At 52.0% G+C, this 18,659-nt stretch carries 15 protein-coding genes and 1 pseudogene; 6 read left to right on the top strand and 10 right to left on the bottom strand.

From position 1 onward, the window contains the following. Window positions 1-135 precede the first annotated feature (135 nt). Both HEN21_RS21375 and HEN21_RS21370 read left to right on the top strand, forming a co-directional pair. On the top strand, window positions 136-741 hold the full coding sequence (locus HEN21_RS21375) for a DUF4376 domain-containing protein (RefSeq protein WP_176252343.1): 606 nt from the start codon (window positions 136-138) through the stop codon (window positions 739-741). Next, the gene (locus tag HEN21_RS21370) at window positions 738-1,193 is read left to right on the top strand and encodes a hypothetical protein (protein WP_105285592.1); all 456 of its coding nucleotides are present in this window, start codon (window positions 738-740) and stop codon (window positions 1,191-1,193) included. The genes HEN21_RS21375 and HEN21_RS21370 overlap by 4 nt, the downstream gene beginning before the upstream one ends. 13 nt (window positions 1,194-1,206) lie before the next feature. On the opposite strand, the gene HEN21_RS21365 is transcribed toward HEN21_RS21370, so the two are convergent. Continuing rightward, the gene (locus HEN21_RS21365) at window positions 1,207-1,998 is read right to left on the bottom strand and encodes a nucleotidyltransferase domain-containing protein (RefSeq protein WP_176252344.1); all 792 of its coding nucleotides are present in this window, start codon (window positions 1,996-1,998) and stop codon (window positions 1,207-1,209) included. A 5-nt stretch (window positions 1,999-2,003) separates the two neighbouring features. Then, window positions 2,004-2,246, bottom strand: a pseudogene (locus HEN21_RS21360) (slipin family protein); the annotation flags it as partial. 402 nt (window positions 2,247-2,648) lie between these two features. Here HEN21_RS21360 and HEN21_RS21355 point away from each other — a divergent pair. After that, window positions 2,649-2,921 (top strand): DUF3811 domain-containing protein, encoded by a 273-nt coding sequence (locus tag HEN21_RS21355; RefSeq protein WP_001207629.1) that lies wholly within the window; start codon window positions 2,649-2,651, stop codon window positions 2,919-2,921. Here HEN21_RS21355 and rluF read toward each other — a convergent pair whose 3' ends face one another. Then, a complete protein-coding gene (rluF, locus tag HEN21_RS21350) occupies window positions 2,922-3,794 on the bottom strand; it encodes a 23S rRNA pseudouridine(2604) synthase RluF (protein ID WP_000936363.1) in 873 nt (290 codons plus the stop codon). Window positions 3,795-4,169: 375 nt separating this feature from the next. Continuing rightward, window positions 4,170-4,463, bottom strand: a complete 294-nt coding sequence (locus HEN21_RS21345) for a type II toxin-antitoxin system CcdA family antitoxin (RefSeq protein ID WP_176252345.1) — start codon at window positions 4,461-4,463, stop codon at window positions 4,170-4,172. A gap of 186 nt (window positions 4,464-4,649) precedes the next feature. Between HEN21_RS21345 and pepE the strand changes: the two genes are divergently transcribed. Then, on the top strand, window positions 4,650-5,339 hold the full coding sequence (gene pepE / locus HEN21_RS21340) for a dipeptidase PepE (RefSeq protein WP_000421752.1): 690 nt from the start codon (window positions 4,650-4,652) through the stop codon (window positions 5,337-5,339). Window positions 5,340-5,383: 44 nt separating this feature from the next. On the opposite strand, the gene HEN21_RS21335 is transcribed toward pepE, so the two are convergent. Beyond that, the gene (locus HEN21_RS21335; RefSeq protein WP_000956836.1) at window positions 5,384-7,015 is read right to left on the bottom strand and encodes a Na/Pi cotransporter family protein; all 1,632 of its coding nucleotides are present in this window, start codon (window positions 7,013-7,015) and stop codon (window positions 5,384-5,386) included. Window positions 7,016-7,185: 170 nt separating this feature from the next. Beyond that, window positions 7,186-10,869 carry a methionine synthase gene (gene metH, locus HEN21_RS21330; protein ID WP_176252346.1) on the bottom strand — a complete coding sequence of 1,228 codons (3,684 nt, stop codon included), beginning with the start codon at window positions 10,867-10,869 and terminating at the stop codon, window positions 7,186-7,188. A 199-nt stretch (window positions 10,870-11,068) separates the two neighbouring features. Here metH and iclR point away from each other — a divergent pair, with 199 nt between their 5' ends. Then, window positions 11,069-11,893: a glyoxylate bypass operon transcriptional repressor IclR gene (iclR, locus tag HEN21_RS21325; RefSeq protein ID WP_000226403.1), complete on the top strand. Its 825-nt coding sequence runs from the start codon at window positions 11,069-11,071 to the stop codon at window positions 11,891-11,893. Window positions 11,894-11,908: 15 nt separating this feature from the next. Here iclR and aceK read toward each other — a convergent pair whose 3' ends face one another. From aceK to metA, 4 genes are all read right to left on the bottom strand, one after another. Then, window positions 11,909-13,633: a bifunctional isocitrate dehydrogenase kinase/phosphatase gene (aceK, locus tag HEN21_RS21320; RefSeq protein WP_001137204.1), complete on the bottom strand. Its 1,725-nt coding sequence runs from the start codon at window positions 13,631-13,633 to the stop codon at window positions 11,909-11,911. 124 nt (window positions 13,634-13,757) lie between these two features. Further along, window positions 13,758-15,062, bottom strand: coding sequence for an isocitrate lyase (aceA, locus tag HEN21_RS21315; protein WP_000857853.1), 1,305 nt, complete (start codon window positions 15,060-15,062; stop codon window positions 13,758-13,760). A 29-nt stretch (window positions 15,063-15,091) separates the two neighbouring features. Next, entirely contained in the window at window positions 15,092-16,693 is a 1,602-nt protein-coding gene (gene aceB, locus HEN21_RS21310) for a malate synthase A (protein WP_000138923.1), read from the bottom strand. Between the two features lie 268 nt (window positions 16,694-16,961). After that, entirely contained in the window at window positions 16,962-17,891 is a 930-nt protein-coding gene (gene metA / locus HEN21_RS21305; protein ID WP_001122790.1) for a homoserine O-acetyltransferase MetA, read from the bottom strand. Between the two features lie 156 nt (window positions 17,892-18,047). Between metA and HEN21_RS21300 the strand changes: the two genes are divergently transcribed. Further along, window positions 18,048-18,491, top strand: coding sequence for an acetyltransferase (locus tag HEN21_RS21300; protein WP_000236992.1), 444 nt, complete (start codon window positions 18,048-18,050; stop codon window positions 18,489-18,491). Window positions 18,492-18,659 lie beyond the last annotated feature (168 nt).

The raw sequence follows: 18,659 nt of genomic DNA, 5'->3' as shown, positions 1-18,659 counted from the left end.
GTGATGGCCAATCCGGCTCTGGTTATGGGGCGGGAGGTGGGGGAGGGGCTGGTTTAGGATCAACTTCGATAAACCACGCTGCCCGCAATGGCGGTCGTGGCTTGGGTGGTTATATAAAAATTTTATGGTGAACAGATGACACGATATGCGTATTACCATCCGGTAACCTTTGAGGTTATTGACTGGATAGATGCAGCCTCTTTTACTGTGGAATTACCTGATTCAGTAATTCCTGTAGATGATGAGCAGTGGCAGTTAAAAGATAAACCATGCTGGATATGTCTTGACCCATTCAAAATTATCACTACGCCACCGCCGGGTGATTTTTACATCTTAGAGAATGATAAATGGGTATATGACAAAACATTATTTACCATTGCACTTGAGAATACTAAGGCACAGGTTACACAGGAAATAAAAAATCGACGTGATGAAATAACGGTAGATTACATCATCATCAACAACCATCACTTCCACAGTGATACAAGCAGCCGCATCCAACAGCTCTCGCTCACTAAAATGGGAGCGGAGAAAAAAATCCCTCCAGGTTTAATGTGGAAAACTAAAAATAACGGTCTGATTGAGTTAACCAACGAAATCGCCGCTCAGTTTGAATCGGTAACAATGGATCACGATATGCGCCTGTTCGCCAACGCCCAGCGTCATAGCGCGGCGGTGGAAGCTCTGGACGATATTCAGGCGGTGCTCGACTACGATTACTCCACAGGCTGGCAACCATGAGTAAAACCACTGTCTGGCTCGCTTGTTATAAGGGCCGAACAGAGCACCGTGGTATTGCCCGACTGGCTGACTGGCTTACCCGTAAAATCACACACGGTAGTTATTCCCACTGTGAATTAGCCGTGGCGCATGGTGAAAAGAGTTACCTTTGTTACTCTGCATCACTGCGCGATCGCGGTGTACGCGGAAAGATAATGCCATTGCCAGCGGATAAGTGGGATATGCTGCCGCTCCAGGCCAGCCTTCAGGATGTGGAAACTTTTTTCCGTAAACATGATGGCAAGAAATATGACTGGCGCGGAGCATTAGGAATTATTACCGGTAATAAAGAACAGCGCGATCGCCTGTTTTGCAGTGAATTTTGTGCTGAATTCCTGCAACTGAAGGAAAGCTGGCGCTATTCTCCAAACCACTTGTACGCTTTAGTCAGCAGTTGGCAATACCAGCAATAAATCACGCCGGGCTTTATGCCCGGCGCAATACTGTTTGATACAGCAAATTATCTAGCTCCCGAACATCTCCGTCTCTGCTGTCCGGTAAAATCGGTGGAATTTCTCCACGCGCCAGTTCCGCACGAATAAACGCATGTAGCAATGGACGGCGCGGACCATATTCCGCTTCTCCCGCGCGCTGTTTACGTTCCAGCAATTCGTCTATTTCTGCGCGTAACGGCGCATCAAGTTCGCTTCCCGCCAGTAACTCGGCAAAGCGCATTGGCGGTACACCTTTACCCGCTTCAACCCAGCGCACAGCCAATAGCGGGCGCAGTACGTAAAAGTATTTTTTCAGCCGAACTTCGTCGCCCTGCAAATAACCGCGAAAGTTTTTTCGCGCCATCGAATAATAATGCCAGCGCGCACGTAGCGGAGAAAACCACTTCGGCACCATTGCCTTTAGCGCCGTTATCGTTTCTTCGTCTTGCTGATAGACCACCGGTGAGTCCAGCCATTCAATCAGCGTCGGGTTCGCGCCTTTCAATAATCCCAGCGCCTTACGCCACTCCCAGCCGGAAACATCCAGCTCGTCGTCAATGGGCAGTTCGATAACATCGCGTGGCGACTCCACCCGCAGATACCATTCCAGCGGATGAACATACAAAAAACGCACATCATAATCGCTGTCTGGCGAAGCAAATCCCCAGCCGCGACTCCCTGATTCGCAGGCGTACAGCACTTTCACACCATACCGCCGTTCAATTTCCTTTAACTGCTGCGATACCCGTTCACGCATCGCAGCACTGACTCCATTTAAGGACATTTTCCTCATCCTTTGATATTGACTAACCCGTGCAGAACCTGGTCAAGACCACCAAATACAGAGATGTTATCAATCCGCTCAGCCACTCTCTCCAGCGTTTCCAGCTCTTTTAAGCGCAACGCCACCGGGTTGTTTTCCATGACTTTGGCGGTGTTCAGCAACGAACGCGTGGCGGCGGTTTCTTCACGCCGACGAATCACATTTGCCTGCGCGGATTTCTCCGCTTCAACCAGTTGCGCAAGAATATGTCAGTATCGCATCTCGGCCTTTAATAGCCCCTTTGCGCCGTGGCTGCAATACCGTGTTCATCACACCCGTTTGTACCTGGACTTGCTGCGTATTCATCCGTATCAGCGCCAAATCTGGAGTGCCTACGGGGTTAAACCCCCTGTATCATTCAGTATCAACGCGAAAGGGTTATTGCTAAAAGTGTGCCAAAAGTGAAATTTCACACTTAATTAATTGAATGATAAAGATTTAATTAAATTAGATAACTTGCCGGGTAATAATTTCCGTTAAATTTTTATCTGCATTTATCACTAATTATCGAGAGAGATAAATATTTAAGAGACGGCAAAATGAATATTATCAGTTCTGCTCGCAAATGAATTCCCGTACACTGAACTATCTGGCTCACTGAGGGCACCATCATGGCACTCCCCCGTATTACACAAAAAGAGATGACCGAGCGTGAACAGCGCGAATTAAAGACGCTGCTGGATCGGGCGCGTATTGCGCATGGTCGCGTGTTGACCAATGCCGAAACCAACAGCATTAAAAAAGAGTACATTGATAAGCTGATGGTTGAGCGTGAGGCTGAAGCGAAAAAAGCCCGCCAGTTGAAGAAAAAGCAGGCTTATAAACCGGACCCCGAAGCGTCATTCAGTTGGTCGGCAAATACATCGACGCGCGGCAAACGCTGATTAGCGCCCTTTTTTCTTCCGCCCCGGCGAGGTGAAACGCTTACCGTTTGATGCCGGGCGACTACCTTTTTCCGCCGTTTTTTCCATCTTCACCACCGGGCGCTTGATACCCGCCGTTTTCGGTTTGGCCTTCGCTTTGGGTTTTGCCTCGGAAGAGGAATTTTCAATGAGCTTAAAGAGGTCGATTAACTCATCATCAGTTAAATCGCGCCACTCCCCCAGCGGAATGCCGCTTAAGCTGACGTTCATGATGCGTGTACGTTCCAGCTTTTTCACTTCGTAACCAAAGTGCTCGCACATACGACGGATCTGGCGATTCAGCCCCTGTACGAGGGTAATGCGAAAGACAAATGGCGCTTCTTTTTTGACTTTGCATTTTTTGGTCACCGTCCCGAGGATCGGCACGCCTGCGCCCATGCCACGAATAAATTCATCGGTAATCGGTTTATCCACAGTCACCAGATACTCTTTCTCATGGTCATTACCCGCACGCAGGATCTTATTCACCAGATCGCCGTGGTTGGTGAGGAAAATCAGCCCCTGGGAGTCTTTATCCAGGCGACCAATCGGGAACACGCGTTTGCTGTGGTTAACGAAATCGACAATGTTATCGCGCTCGCCATCTTCGGTGGTGCTGACAATGCCTACGGGCTTGTTCAGGGCGATAAGTACCAAATCTTCGGCTTCCCGAGGCTCAATCAACTGACCGTTTACTTTCACAACGTCGCCGGGTTTCACCTGATCGCCAATGGTGGCACGCTTGCCATTAAGGAACACATTGCCTTGCTCGATATAGCGATCCGCTTCGCGGCGTGAGCAAATTCCGCTTTCGCTGATGTATTTATTTAAACGGACTGATGAGTCGGGCAGCATAAATTCTCCTGTAAAACGCGGAATATACCGTACCTCTTCCTCCCAAAAAACAGGATTTATGCGGGATGCGATAAGTTACGCGTCTGCATTAATAGCCGTTTAATAGAAAATCGATAGCATCACGCTGTACGATTCGCTGTTGACTAACGTTCTCCCAACTCTTTTAGCGGTATTCCTGTCATCATGTGTGTCATTACCATATGGTCCAGGCCTGCAATTGAAACCACCGGACAAACTTTTACCGGCGATCAAGCCTGACCGCCGGAGCAACAATGGTATGCTTTAATACATTGGCGACAGGATGCTGGAGATTGATGAGATAAGGATAAACGTGCCGCCCACTCCCCAGGTTCTCATAAGCACAATATTGATCCATTAGAATGACCTTTGGTAATCGCTAAATGAACCGTTCTCATCCACCCACTGATTAACCGCGTCGACAGATTCTTTGTTTTCTCGCAACCAGGTTTCTCTCTGATTCTGACGGATTTTTTCCAGTAACGCTTCGGTTAATACCGCCGAGAGATTGAGTTTGAGTTTACGAGCTTCTTCCAGAATCTCTGGTGGCAGCGAGGCATTAACAGATTTTTTCACCTTCGATATTGTGCGCATAATTCCCTCCATCATGATGCGCATACTCTGTCTAAAAGTAGCGTAATTAACGAGCATTTTTCCTCCAGTTCCCTTAGAAATTTGTCGAAAAATACATCTGCTACGAATACCTGTCACGCCTGATCATTCAAACTTGCGAGGCGCTTTCCAGAAGCAATACGCGACATCGTGAGCCATGTCAGTAAGCGGTTAAAATCACAGTGGTAGCATGGCTCCCGTGATTTCTTACTAACCGGAGAAGTAATGGAACTGCTTTTATTGAGTAACTCGACGCTGCCGGGAAAAGCCTGGCTGGAACATGCGCTGCCGCTGATTGCTGAACAGTTGCAGGGGCGCCGTTCAGCGGTGTTTATTCCTTTCGCTGGCGTAACGCAAACCTGGGATGATTACACCGCCAAAACGGCTGCGGTTCTCGCTCCGCTGGGTGTTTCTGTCACCGGTATTCATAGCGTTGCCGATCCAGTTGCCGCAATTGAAAATGCGGAAATCGTGATTGTCGGCGGTGGCAACACTTTCCAGTTACTGAAGGAATGCCGTGTGCGCGGTCTGCTGGCACCAATTGTTGACGTGGTGAAACGCGGCGCGCTGTACATTGGCTGGAGTGCAGGGGCTAACCTTGCCTGTCCGACTATCCGTACTACCAACGATATGCCAATTGTCGATCCACAAGGTTTCGATGCGCTGGATCTGTTCCCGCTGCAAATCAACCCGCACTTCACCAACGCGCTGCCGGAAGGCCACAAAGGTGAAACACGCGAGCAGCGTATTCGCGAACTGCTGGTGGTTGCGCCAGAGTTGACGATTATTGGTCTGCCGGAAGGTAACTGGATCACGGTGAGTAAAGGTCACGCTACGCTGGGCGGCCCGAATACCACCTATGTGTTTAAGGCTGGTGAAGAAGCGGTTCCGCTGGAAGCCGGGCACCGTTTTTAAGTGAATTGCCGGGGGCAGCGCCGCCCGGCATCCCATGCACAATATTAATACTCGTCCCGTCCCTCATCTTCATCTGGTTGTTCAAGCACACTGTAAGCGACTGAACAAAACAGCGAGTTCAGACGCTGCATATCTCCCAGCAAGCCTAAATGTAGCGAACTGGTTTCAATGCTTTGCACGTTCTGCTGATGCAGGCGATCTACGTGAGCGTGGGAATAACGGCGATTAAGAATACGAAAACGATGCTTGCTGCGGCGCAAACGACGGGCGCTGGTGACATCGCCAGAGAAGAAAACCGACATCGCCAGTTTTAAATTGCTGAGCAATTGCTCATAGAGCGCATCCAGTTCTTTCAACCCATCAATCGAAAATGCCCGCCGCGCTGCCAGCGATTTGTCAGCAATTTCACTACCCATACGCTCAACGATATCGGAGGCCTGTTCCAGATTGAGCGCCATTTCAATGATTTCCGCCCAGCGACGAGACTCTTCCTCCGCCAGTTCCTCTTTTGGCATCCGCGCCAGGTAAAGTTTAATCGCGGTATACAACACGTTGATATCATCCGCCAGCTTGCGCAGCTCTTTCTCTTCACGAGGCGCGCCGTGCATCACTTTATTCAGCCCTTCCATCATCTGTTCCATTGCGTCACCGATGCGCAATGTTTCGCGCGCCGCATTGGCCAGGGCGAGCGTTGGCGTATCCAGCGCGCTAACGTCCAGATGTTTCGGTTTCAGATGGGCATCCAGTTCCGGTTCATCGCGAATAATCGTTTTGCAAAACCGCGCCATCGGGTCAACAAATGGCAGCATTACCAGACAGCGCACAAGGTTGTAGAAGACGTGGAAATAGATTACCAGTTCCGCTTTCGGCAAAGGCAGTTTATCCATGGATTCAGCCAGAACATGGACAAACGGCAGGATAATCAGGCTTCCCACCAGCTTAAACAGCAGGCTACCCAGCGCCACGCGACGTGCAGCGGCATTGGCGGCACTGTTGTTAAGCATCGCCAGCAGGCCGGAGCCAAGGTTAGCACCAATCACCAGACAGAGCGCCACCGGGAAAGAGATAATACCTGCGGCGGTCAGAGTGGCGGTCAGCAGTACGGCGGCAAGACTGGAGTAGCTGATAATGGCGAACATCGCGCCAATCAGCGCATCCAGCAAAATATCGCCAGTCAGCGAGGCAAAGATCACCTGAACGCCGTTAGCCTGGGTGATCGGCGTTACTGCCTGCACAATCAACTCCAGTGCCAGCAAAATCAGCCCAAGACCGATACCGACGCGCCCCAGTTGCCCGGCGCGCGACTGTTTGCGTCCGAGGAAAAAAATCACGCCGATAAAAATAAGTAACGGTGACAGCCAGGATAAATCGAAGGTAAGAATACGCGCCATTAGCGCCGTCCCGACATCTGCCCCCAGCACAATCACCAGAGCCGGTGCGAGGGCAACCAGATCCTGAGCGACAAACGAGGTCACCAGCATGGTGGTAGCATTACTGCTCTGTACCAGTGCGGTAACGCCTATTCCCGCGCAAAAGGCGAGCGGCTTCTTTTCGACGCTCCGGCTAAGAACAGTACGCAGGCGCGCACCGAAGACGCGCATTACGCCGGTACGAACAATATGCGTCCCCCAGACCAGCAGGGCGACGGCAGAAAGCAGGTGAAGCAGTGTTAACACGAGTTCAGGTTCTCCTTATCGTTATATGCTCCTGAAACAGATACCGAAGGGGGGCGAGCTGCGCTTTTCCGGTCTGATATAAGACCAGTATAAATGTTTCATATTAATAAAGAGACAGGGCACTCATTGAGCGCCCTGTTTGTTGTAAGGAAAAGTGACAGATTTGTGAATCAGTCCGCGTCATACCCCAGATTCGGCGCCAGCCAGCGTTCAACATCAGCAACGCTCATTCCTTTACGGCGAGCATAGTCTTCCACCTGGTCGCGCTGAATTTGCGCCACGGCGTAATACTTGCTATCCGGGTGGCTGAAGTACCAACCTGAAACCGACGCTCCTGGCCACATCGCGAAAGATTCCGTGAGTTTCATGCCGGTGTGTTTTTCCACTTCCAGCAGCTCCCAGATGGTGGCTTTTTCCGTATGTTCCGGGCAGGCCGGGTAGCCGGGCGCCGGGCGGATACCCTGATAGTTTTCGCGGATCAGCTCTTCATTGCTGAGATTCTCGTTCGGCGCATAGCCCCAGTAAACTTTACGTACCCGCTCATGGAGATACTCTGCAAAGGCTTCCGCCAGACGGTCGGCAAGGGCTTTCACCATGATTTTGTTGTAATCATCGTGCTGCGCTTCGAATGCATCAGCCAGCGCGTCTTCTTCCAGCCCGCCAGTCACGGCAAATGCGCCGATGTAATCCGCCTTGCCGGAGAGCTTCGGTGCCACGAAATCAGCAAGACAATAGTTGGCGAAGCCGGTTTTTTCCGTCTGTTGGCGTAGATGGTGGCTGACGTTGATCACATGGGTGCGCGTTTCGTCGCGGTAGATTTCAATGTCATCGCCCACACGGTTTGCCGGGAACAAACCAACCACACCGCGTGGATTCAGCGTTTTCTCGGCGCTTAATTTATCCAGCATGTCATTGGCGTCTTTAAACAGGCGCTTCGCCTCAACGCCTACCACTTCATCTTCCAGAATGCGCGGATACTTCCCGGCCAGCGACCAGGTCATAAAGAACGGCGTCCAGTCGATGTAATTACGCAGCGTTTCGATGCTGGCTTCCACTGCCTGCACGCCAGGACGGTGCGCCACCGGCGGCGTGTAAGCCTGCCAGTCAAAAGCGAAGTCGTTATCACGCGCCGCTTCCAGCGTGACCGGTGGCGTGCGCGGTTTCTTGCGCCCGTGCTGAATACGCACGGTTTCGTACTCTTTGCGGGTACGAGCGACAAAATCGTCACGCTGAGTGTCGGAAAGCAGCGCCGCCACAACGCCAACGGTGCGCGAGGCGTTTTGGACATACACCGTCGGGCCACTGTAGTTCTGCTCGATTTTCACCGCCGTGTGCGCTTTTGAGGTGGTCGCACCGCCAATCAATAGCGGAATGGTGAAGCCCTGACGCTCCATCTCTTTCGCCACGTTAACCATTTCGTCCAGCGACGGCGTGATCAGCCCCGAAAGGCCAATCAAATCGGCATTCACTTCTTTGGCGGTGCGGAGAATTTTTTCCGCAGGCACCATAACGCCGAGATCGACAATTTCGTAGTTATTACATTGCAGCACCACGCCAACGATATTTTTACCGATATCGTGCACATCGCCCTTCACGGTGGCGATCACCATCTTGCCGTTGGTTTTGCCCTGCTCTTTGCTGGCTTCGATAAACGGTTCGAGATATGCCACCGCCTGCTTCATAACGCGCGCCGATTTCACTACCTGCGGCAGGAACATTTTCCCTTCGCCAAACAGATCGCCGACCACGTTCATGCCGTCCATCAGCGGCCCTTCAATCACTTCAATCGGGCGCGTAGCCTGCAGGCGGGCTTCTTCGGTGTCCTGTTCGATAAACTCGGTAATGCCTTTAACCAGCGAGTACTCCAGGCGTTTTTTCACATCCCACGAGCGCCACTCTGCCTGCTGGGCGTTAGCGGTGTCGTCTGTTTTACTACCACGATATTTCTCGGCAAGCTCCAGTAAACGCTCGGTGCCATCGTCGCGACGATTGAGGATCACATCTTCCACCGCGTCGCGCAGTTCAGCGGGCAAGTCGTCGTAAATCGCCAGTTGCCCAGCGTTGACGATCCCCATATCCATACCGTTACGAATAGCGTAGTAGAGGAACACCGCGTGAATGGCTTCGCGCACCGGATCGTTGCCACGGAACGAGAAGGAAACGTTGGAAACGCCGCCGGAGATCAGCGCGTGCGGCAGTTCGCGTTTGATGTCTTCACACGCGCCAATAAAGTCCTGCGCGTAGTTGTTGTGCTCTTCAATACCAGTTGCGACCGCGAAGATGTTCGGGTCAAAAATGATATCTTCCGGCGGGAAACCAACCTCTTCGGTGAGGATTTTGTACGCCCGACGGCAAATCTCGATTTTCCGCGCGCGGGTATCGGCCTGGCCCTGTTCGTCAAAGGCCATTACCACCACTGCCGCGCCGTAACGACGCAACAATTTCGCGTGATGGATAAAGGCATCGACACCCTCTTTCATCGAGATAGAGTTAACAATGCCTTTGCCCTGAATACACTTCAGCCCTTTTTCAATGACGTCCCATTTTGAAGAGTCGATCATAATCGGCACGCGGGCAATATCCGGTTCACCCGCAATCAGGCTGAGGAAACGCACCATCGCCGCTTCGGCGTCGAGCATCCCTTCATCCATGTTGATATCGATAATCTGCGCGCCGTTTTCCACCTGCTGACGCGCCACATCCAGCGCCTCGCTGTATTTCTCTTCTTTGATCAGGCGTTTGAATTTGGCAGAACCGGTGACGTTAGTCCGCTCGCCGACGTTCACAAACAGGCTATCGTCGCCAATATTCAGCGGCTCCAGGCCGGATAAACGGCAGGCTATGGGGATCTCAGGCAGTTTGCGCGGCGCTAATCCTTCTACTGCACGGCTCATCGCCGCAATATGTTGTGGCGTGGTGCCGCAGCAACCGCCGACGATATTCAGGAAGCCCGCTTCCGCCCATTCGCGAATCTGTTTTGCCATCGTGTCGGCGTCGAGATCGTATTCACCAAAGGCGTTAGGCAGCCCGGCATTCGGGTGAGCGGTGACGTAGCATTCTGCTATTCGCGACAGCTCCTGCACATACTGGCGCAGTTCATCTGGCCCCAGCGCACAGTTGAGGCCGAAAGTCAGGGCTTCGGCATGGCGCAGAGAGTTGTAAAACGCTTCGGTGGTTTGCCCGGAGAGCGTGCGGCCGGAGGCGTCGGTGATGGTGCCGGAGATCATAATCGGCAATTCCACGCCCAGGGCTTCAAACTCCGTTTTCACCGCAAAGACCGCCGCTTTAGCGTTGAGGGTGTCGAAGACAGTTTCAATCAGAATCAGGTCTACACCGCCTTCCACCAGTGCTTTAGTGGATTCGCGATAGGCTGCCACCAGCTGATCAAAGGTAATGTTACGGAATGCCGGGTCGTTTACGTCCGGAGAAATAGATGCCGTGCGGTTGGTTGGGCCGAGAACACCAGCAACGTAGCGCGGTTTCTCTGGCGTGCGGGCGCTCCATTCGTCGGCACAGGCACGCGCCAGTTTCGCCGCCGCAAAGTTGATTTCCGCTGACAGGGATTCCATCTGGTAATCCGCCATCGCAATGGTCGTGGAGTTGAAGGTGTTGGTTTCGATGATATCCGCGCCCGCTTCAAAGTAAGCGTTGTGGATAGCAGCAATCACGTCCGGTTTACTGAGCACCAGCAGGTCATTGTTGCCTTTGAGATCGCACGGCCAGTCGGCAAAGCGTTCACCACGAAAATCGGCTTCGTTCAGTCGATAACTCTGGATCATGGTGCCCATTCCGCCGTCCAGCACCAGAATACGTTCATTTAACTGCGCACGCAGTTGTTCCACTTTGCTGCTCACACTTGCTCCCGACACGCTCAACCCAGATTTAATAAAAATTCAACAAACCATACTGGCATAAACGCATCTGTGGTAAAAGCGACCACTACGCAACATGAGATTTGTTCAACATTAACTCATCGGATCAGTGCAGCAGCTATTGCATTAGTTAACAATAAAAATGAAAATGATTTCCACGATACAGAAAAAGGAGGCTGTCATGGTCGCACCCATTCCCGCAAAACGCGGCAGAAAACCCGCCGTTGCCACCGCACCTGCGACCGGACAGGTTCAGTCTTTAACGCGTGGCCTGAAATTACTGGAGTGGATTGCCGAATCCAATGGCAGCGTAGCGTTAACCGAACTGGCGCAACAAGCCGGATTACCCAACTCTACCACCCACCGACTGCTAACCACGATGCAACAGCAGGGCTTCGTCCGTCAGGTTGGCGAACTGGGTCACTGGGCGATCGGCGCACATGCCTTTATGGTCGGTAGCAGCTTTCTCCAGAGCCGTAATTTGTTAGCCATTGTCCACCCTATTCTGCGCAACCTGATGGAAGAGTCTGGCGAAACGGTCAATATGGCGGTGCTGGATCAAAGCGATCACGAAGCGATTATTATCGACCAGGTACAGTGTACGCATCTGATGCGTATGTCCGCTCCTATCGGCGGTAAATTACCGATGCACGCTTCCGGTGCCGGTAAAGCCTTTTTAGCCCAACTGAGCGAAGAACAGGTGACGAAACTGCTGCATCGTAAAGGGTTACATGCCTATACCCACGCAACGCTGGTTTCTCCTGTGCATTTAAAAGAAGACCTCGCGCAAACGCGCAAGCGGGGTTATTCATTTGACGATGAGGAACATGCGCTGGGACTGCGTTGTCTCGCGGCGTGTATTTTCGATGAGCACCGCGAACCGTTTGCCGCAATTTCGATTTCCGGGCCGATTTCACGTATTACCGATGACCGCGTAACCGAGTTTGGCGCAATGGTGATTAAAGCGGCGAAGGAAGTCACGCTGGCGTATGGTGGAATGCGGTAACTTTTCGCCTCCGATTTATACAAACCGCACGCTAAACCGCTGCCTGCGCCGATACGCATAGACATCTTCCACATGCCCTTCACGGATACGGTTTTGTAGCGCGCGCCAGTAGTCGGCGCGGAACAGGTCAGCGTGCATTTCTTCAAACAGCGGGCCAATGCGCGGGTCGGCGCATAGCCAGTGACGGAACTCTTCCGGGAAAACATCGCCGGGCGAGACGCTGTACCAGGGTTCGCTGGCGAGCTCGTCTTCCGGGTAGCGCGGTGGCGGGATATCGCGGAAATTCACTTCCGTCATGTAGCAAATTTCATCGTAATCATAAAACACCACGCGCCCGTGACGAGTGACGCCAAAGTTTTTAAACAGCATATCGCCGGGGAAGATATTGGCGGCGGCGAGCTGGCGAATGGCGTTGCCATACTCTTCAATAGCGTCGCGCAGTTGCTGCCCTTCAACTTGCTCAAGCCAGATATTGAGCGGCACCATTCGCCGTTCGATATAGAGATGGCGAATCACAATCTGTTCGCCGAGATCGGTAATTTTTTCCGGCGCTTCCTGGAGCAATAATTCCATTAATGCCGGGGAAATATGCCGCTTCTCCAGTACAAAGTTTTCAAACTCCTGGGTATCTGCCATTCGCCCTACACGATCGTGCTCCTTAACCAGTTGATAGCAGGCGCGGACGTGAGCAGCAGACATCTCTTTCTGCGGCGCGAACTTGTCTTTGATGACTTTGAATACCCGATCAAAGCCCGGCAGCGTGAACACCAGCATCACCATTCCACGAATGCCCGGAGCTTCAATAAACTGTTCATTACAGCCCTGTAGATAAACGAGATATTCGCGGTAACTTTCGGTTTTAGCGTGTTTCTGGCAGCCGATAGCCATATACAGTTCTGCGGTGGTTTTGCCCGGCAGAATTTCCCGTAACCACTCGACCAGCGCAGCTGGCAGCGGCGCGTAAACCATAAAATAGGATCGCGCAAAGCCAAAGACGATGCTCGCTTCGGCGGTCGTCGTCAGGCAGGTATCAATAAATAACTCGCCATTGTCCGTCTGATGGATCGGCAGCAAAAAGGGCAACGTGCCGGAAGGCGTGATCAGTTTGCCCACCAGCCAGGCGGCTTTATTGCGGTAAAACAATTCGTTCGCCACCTGTAAATGACTTTCGGCGAGGTTGTCTGTCCCCAGCGTCTCCGTCAGATGGCGAATGATGTAGTTGATATCGCGGCTTTTATTCTGCCAGCGCAGACGCAGCGGCAGGTCGCTGAGAACGCGCATCAGCAGAGATTCCCAGCCATGATCGGGATAAAAATCTTTTGCCAGCGGGCGCGGAATGGTACGAAAACGGCGCTCTGGCTGGGAGCTAAAGATAAAAAGCCGCTCGGGAGTAAGCGAGCGGTGGTCAAATAACCGACAGTATACGGAGTTGAAAAAACTCTCCGCAATCTCGAAGCGCGGGTAATCCGGCAACAGCCGGGTGTAATGTTCTTTGACGTGTAGTAAAAATGCGGCATCCGTGCTTTGACCGTTGGTAATGCAGCGCAGTTGCTCCACTACCAGCCCCACGTGATGATCATAAAGATGGATACGGTCTTTCATCGCCTGCTGGACAGCGTGCCAGTCGGCTTGTTCGAAACGCTGCTGCGCCCCGGAAGTCACTTCGAGGAATCGACCATACTGGGCGTCGAAACCTTGTAAAATGGTTTGTGCAATCAGTAATTCCAGGCCACGCGGCATTTGTTGCCCTCATCAGGAGCAGAGAATTGCCGGAAAAGACGCGTCAGCGTCGCATCAGGCGCTGATTGCCGGATGCGGCGTGAACGCCTTATCCGGCCTACAGTCAGCAACGTTTGTAGGTTGCTTAGAACTGCGATTCTTCGGTGGAGCCAGTCAGCGCAGTAACTGACGACGTGCCGCCCTGAATAATGGTTGTCACTTTATCGAAGTAACCCGTACCCACTTCCTGCTGATGAGAAACGAAGGTATAGCCATCTTTCGCAGCAGCAAATTCTGGCTGTTGCACTTTCTCAACATAATGCTTCATACCCTCGCCCTGGGCATAGGCGTTTGCCAGGTCGAACATGTTGAACCACATGCTGTGGATCCCCGCCAGGGTGATGAACTGGAATTTGTAGCCCATATCCGACAGCTGCTGCTGGAAGCTGGCGATAGTTTTGTCGTCGAGGTTTTTCTGCCAGTTGAACGATGGCGAGCAGTTATAGGCCAACAGTTTTCCCGGGTATTTCGCGTGGATAGCTTCCGCAAAGCGACGTGCCAGTTCCAGATCCGGTGTAGAAGTTTCACACCAGACCAGGTCGGCATACGGCGCATACGCCAGGCCACGGCTGATCGCTTGTTCAATGCCTGCGTGAGTACGGAAGAAGCCTTCGCTGGTACGCTCGCCGGTAATAAATTCGCTGTCATACGGATCGCAATCAGAGGTGATCAGGTCTGCTGCATCAGCATCGGTACGTGCAACCAGCAGAGTTGGAACGCCCGTCACGTCGGCTGCCAGACGCGCTGCGACCAGTTTCTGAATAGCTTCCTGAGTTGGCACCAGCACTTTGCCACCCATGTGACCACATTTCTTCACGGACGCGAGCTGATCTTCGAAGTGAACTGCCGCTGCACCGGCTTCAATCATCGCTTTCATCAGTTCAAAGGCATTCAAAACACCGCCAAAACCGGCTTCCGCATCGGCGACGATCGGCAGGAAGTAATCGACATAACGCGGATCGCCCGGTTCAATACCAGCAGACCACTGGATCTGATCGGCACGACGGAAGGTGTTGTTGATCCGTTCCACCACGGCTGGCACCGAGTTTGCCGGGTAGAGAGACTGATCCGGATACATGCTGGCCGCGAGGTTAGCGTCTGCCGCGACCTGCCAGCCAGACAAGTAAACCGCTTCAATACCCGCTTTCGCCTGTTGCAGTGCCTGACCGCCAGTCAGTGCACCGAGGCTGTTGATGTAGCCTTTTTTCGACTCACCGTGCAGCAGTCGCCACATTTTCGCCGCGCCCAGCTGCGCCAGCGTACATTCCGGATTGACCGAACCGCGTAATTTCACCACATCTTCCGCGCTGTACGGGCGAGTAATGCCTTCCCAACGCGGTTGAGTCCACTCTTTCTGTAATTCTTCAATTTGTTGTGTACGGGTTTTCATGTGCAGATGCTCCATAGTTATGTGGTGGTTTACGCTAACAGGCGGTAGCCTGGCAGGGTCAGGAAATCAATTAGTTCATCGGATGTGGTGATCTGTTCCATCAGGCGTGCGGCGTCGTCAAAACGCCCCTGGGAGAAACGTTCTTCGCCCAGTTCGCTGGCAATGACTTTCATCTCTTCGCCCAGCATCTGACGGAACAAGGCTTTGGTCACCGGTTTGCCATTACTCAACGTTTTTTGATGATGGATCCACTGCCAGATGGAGGTACGGGAAATTTCAGCCGTCGCCGCATCTTCCATCAGGCCATAAATCGGCACACAACCGTTGCCAGAGATCCACGCTTCGATGTACTGCACAGCCACGCGAATGTTGGCGCGCATACCTTCTTCGGTGCGTTCACCGTCACAAGGTGCCAGCAGCTGATCGGCAGTAATCGGCGCGTCTTGTTCGCGCATCACCTCAAGCTGATTTTTACGGGAACCGAGGATGTCGTTGAAAACCGCCATTGCCGTGTCAGCAAGGCCAGGATGGGCGATCCATGTGCCATCGTGACCGTTATTGGCTTCCAGCGATTTATCCGCTTTCACTTTGTTGAGCACCTGGTTATTGCGCTCTTCATCTTTGCTCGGAATAAACGCCGCCATGCCGCCCATCGCAAATGCGCCGCGTTTATGGCAGGTTTTGATTAACAGGCGTGAGTAGGCATTAAGGAACGGTTTGTCCATTGTCACAGCCTGGCGGTCTGGCAGGACACGGTCGGGATAATTTTTCAACGTTTTGATATAGCTGAAGATATAATCCCAGCGACCGCAGTTCAGACCAACAATATGGTCGCGCAACGCGTGAAGGATTTCGTCCATCTGGAACACAGCGGGCAGCGTTTCGATCAGCAACGTCGCCTTGATAGTGCCGCGCGGCAGATTAAAGCGATCTTCGGCATAGCTGAAAACTTCGCTCCACCATGCTGCTTCCTGCCAGGACTGGGTTTTCGGCAGATAGAAATAAGGGCCGCTGCCTTTTGCCAATAGGGCCTGGTAGTTGTGGAAAAAGTAGAGTGCAAAATCAAACAGGCTGCCAGGGATGGCTTCACCGCGCCAGGTGACATGTTTTTCCGGCAAGTGCAGACCGCGTACCCGACAAATCAAAACCGCCGGATTGGGTTTGAGTTGATAAATTTTGCCGGCTTCGTTGGTGTAACTGATGGTGCCGTTAACCGCATCGCGCAGATTAATTTGCCCGTCGATCACTTTGTTCCAGCCCGGAGCCAGTGAATCCTCAAAGTCAGCCATAAAGACTTTCACATTGGCGTTGAGCGCGTTGATCACCATCTTGCGCTCAACCGGCCCGGTAATCTCTACGCGGCGATCTTCTAAGTCCGCAGGAATCCCGCGAATTTTCCAATTGCCATCACGAATGGAAGCTGTTTCCGAAATAAAATCAGGCAACGTTCCGTTATCAATATCCTGCTGTTGCTGAATGCGCGCTGCCAGAAGTTTATTGCGTTGTGGCGTAAAATGCGTCACCAGTTCAGTCAGAAATTCTACCGCTTCGGCAGTAAGAATTTGCTTCTCCTGCTCGCCATACGGCCTTGTGAAAACCAGTTCATCGGTTGTTGTTGCCTGTTCAGTCATCGTGCTGCTCCTCGTCATGGATCCGAAAACTTCCCCACTGTGAACGAAGGATCGTTGTGCGCTTTTCGTTCAGCACAACTAAGACTACTCATTTAAAATGCAAAATCAAAAACAATTTCCATTTTTAATTTAAATTTAATTTAACTTATTGATAACAATGGGGATAAAATTTATTCACCTGTTGAGGTGTGTTTCGGAAATAAAAAAGGCACCCGAAGGTGCCTGATTCAAGGTGCTGAAACGCTTAACGATCCTTTGCCGCAGACGATTAATCCAGCGTTGGATTCATATGGCGTAGATCGTATGGAGTGATCTGATAGACGTAATAGTTGAGCCAGTTGGTAAATAGCAAGTTGCCGTGGCTGCGCCAGCTCGCTCGCGGTTTGTTTTGCGGATCGTTGTGCGGGAAATAGTTATACGGTACATCCGGGTTTAGCCCGGCTTCAACATCACGGAAATATTCCTGCGCCAGCGTTTGCGCATCGTATTCCGGATGCCCCGTTACAAAGGCAATACGCTTATCTTTGCTGGCAAACAGATATGCGTCCCCTTCTTCTGTCTCTGCCAGAATTTCCAGATCTGTGTAATCACGAATCAACGCTGCCGGAAAGTCAGCATAGCGCGAATGCGGTGCCAGGAATGAATCATCAAAGCCACGCGTCAGAAGCGCATGAGGATGGAGAATGTGATGCTCGTAAACGCCAGAGAGTTTGTCCGTGCGAGTTTGCTTAGGAATGCCGTAAAGAATATTGAGTGCGGCCTGAACCGCCCAACAGACAAACAGCGTTGAGGTGACGTGATCTTTCGACCACTCCAGCACCTGTTTGATCTGCGGCCAGTAAGCGACGTCATTAAACTCCACCAGACCCAGTGGCGCGCCAGTTACAATCAGACCATCGAAGTTCTGCTCCTGAATGTCTTCAAAGTTGCAGTAGAAGTTGTTCAGATGCTCTGCGGGCGTGTTGCGCGACTCGCGGGAATCGATGCGCAACAGCTGAATATCGACCTGTAAGGGTGAGTTTGAAAGCAGGCGCAGAAACTGATTTTCAGTTTCGATCTTCTTCGGCATCAGGTTAAGGATCAGAACCTTAAGCGGACGAATTTCCTGACCAGACGCGCGAGAAGTTGTCATCACAAAGACGTTTTCTTCACGCAAGAAATTGACGGCGGGCAGCTCGTCCGGCACACGAATCGGCATAACCTGATTACCTCTTTATATACGCTTATACGTTTAGAGATCCAGATAGCTGAAGATAACCAGAAAATTTGCCAATGTCGAGCCTGCATGTCGAAGGTGAGAAAGTTTCAAGGAAAAGGCTGCGTTAGAATATAAGAATGACTAAAAGGAGAGAAAATGGTTATTAGTATTCGCCGCTCACGGCATGAGGAAGGGGAAGAGTTGGTTGCGATTTGGTGTCGTTCTGTCGATGCCACTCATGATTTTTTATCAGCAGAGTATCGGGCTGAACTGGAAGAGCTGGTACGTTCGTTTCTGCCGGAAGCGCCATTGTGGGTCGCGGTTAATGAGCGGGATCGGCCGGTTGGGTTTATGTTGCTAAGCGGGCAGCATATGGATGCGCTGTTTATCGATCCTTATGTGCGTGGCGCTGGCGTGGGTCGAATGCTGGTGAAACATGCGCTCTCAATGGCACCGGAACTGACAACCAACGTTAATGAGCAAAATACGCAGGCGGTTGGGTTCTATAAGAAGATGGGGTTTAAGGTTACAGGACGCTCTGAGGTGGACGATTTGGGGAAACCGTATCCGTTGCTGAATCTGGCGTATGTGGGGGAATAATGCGCTGTTGCCCCCTACCGTAACTCTGCGTAGGACGGATAAGACGCGCCAGCGTCGCATCCGGACTTTTTTCTGCACCAGCGCAAAAAGGCCATCCTTCCGGATGGCCTTCTGCTTTATCTGATGCCTGGCAGTTCCCTACTCTCGCATGGGGAGACCCCACACTAC

The organism is Escherichia sp. 93.1518, assembly GCF_013368915.2.
Lineage (GTDB): Bacteria > Pseudomonadota > Gammaproteobacteria > Enterobacterales > Enterobacteriaceae > Escherichia > Escherichia ruysiae.
Note: the sequence above shows the minus strand (reverse complement) of the source record. Positions and strands in the feature narration are given on the sequence as shown.

Excerpts from the sequence above, each read along its gene's own strand:
- HEN21_RS21375 (WP_176252343.1), top strand. The coding sequence starts at position 136 with ATGACACGATATGCGTATTACCATCCGGTAACCTTTGAGGTTATTGAC.
- HEN21_RS21370 (WP_105285592.1), top strand. The coding sequence starts at position 738 with ATGAGTAAAACCACTGTCTGGCTCGCTTGTTATAAGGGCCGAACAGAG.
- HEN21_RS21365 (WP_176252344.1), bottom strand. The coding sequence starts at position 1,998 with ATGTCCTTAAATGGAGTCAGTGCTGCGATGCGTGAACGGGTATCGCAG.
- HEN21_RS21355 (WP_001207629.1), top strand. The coding sequence starts at position 2,649 with ATGGCACTCCCCCGTATTACACAAAAAGAGATGACCGAGCGTGAACAG.
- rluF (WP_000936363.1), bottom strand. The coding sequence starts at position 3,794 with ATGCTGCCCGACTCATCAGTCCGTTTAAATAAATACATCAGCGAAAGC.
- HEN21_RS21345 (WP_176252345.1), bottom strand. The coding sequence starts at position 4,463 with ATGCTCGTTAATTACGCTACTTTTAGACAGAGTATGCGCATCATGATG.
- pepE (WP_000421752.1), top strand. The coding sequence starts at position 4,650 with ATGGAACTGCTTTTATTGAGTAACTCGACGCTGCCGGGAAAAGCCTGG.
- iclR (WP_000226403.1), top strand. The coding sequence starts at position 11,069 with ATGGTCGCACCCATTCCCGCAAAACGCGGCAGAAAACCCGCCGTTGCC.
- aceK (WP_001137204.1), bottom strand. The coding sequence starts at position 13,633 with ATGCCGCGTGGCCTGGAATTACTGATTGCACAAACCATTTTACAAGGT.
- aceA (WP_000857853.1), bottom strand. The coding sequence starts at position 15,062 with ATGAAAACCCGTACACAACAAATTGAAGAATTACAGAAAGAGTGGACT.
- aceB (WP_000138923.1), bottom strand. The coding sequence starts at position 16,693 with ATGACTGAACAGGCAACAACAACCGATGAACTGGTTTTCACAAGGCCG.
- metA (WP_001122790.1), bottom strand. The coding sequence starts at position 17,891 with ATGCCGATTCGTGTGCCGGACGAGCTGCCCGCCGTCAATTTCTTGCGT.
- HEN21_RS21300 (WP_000236992.1), top strand. The coding sequence starts at position 18,048 with ATGGTTATTAGTATTCGCCGCTCACGGCATGAGGAAGGGGAAGAGTTG.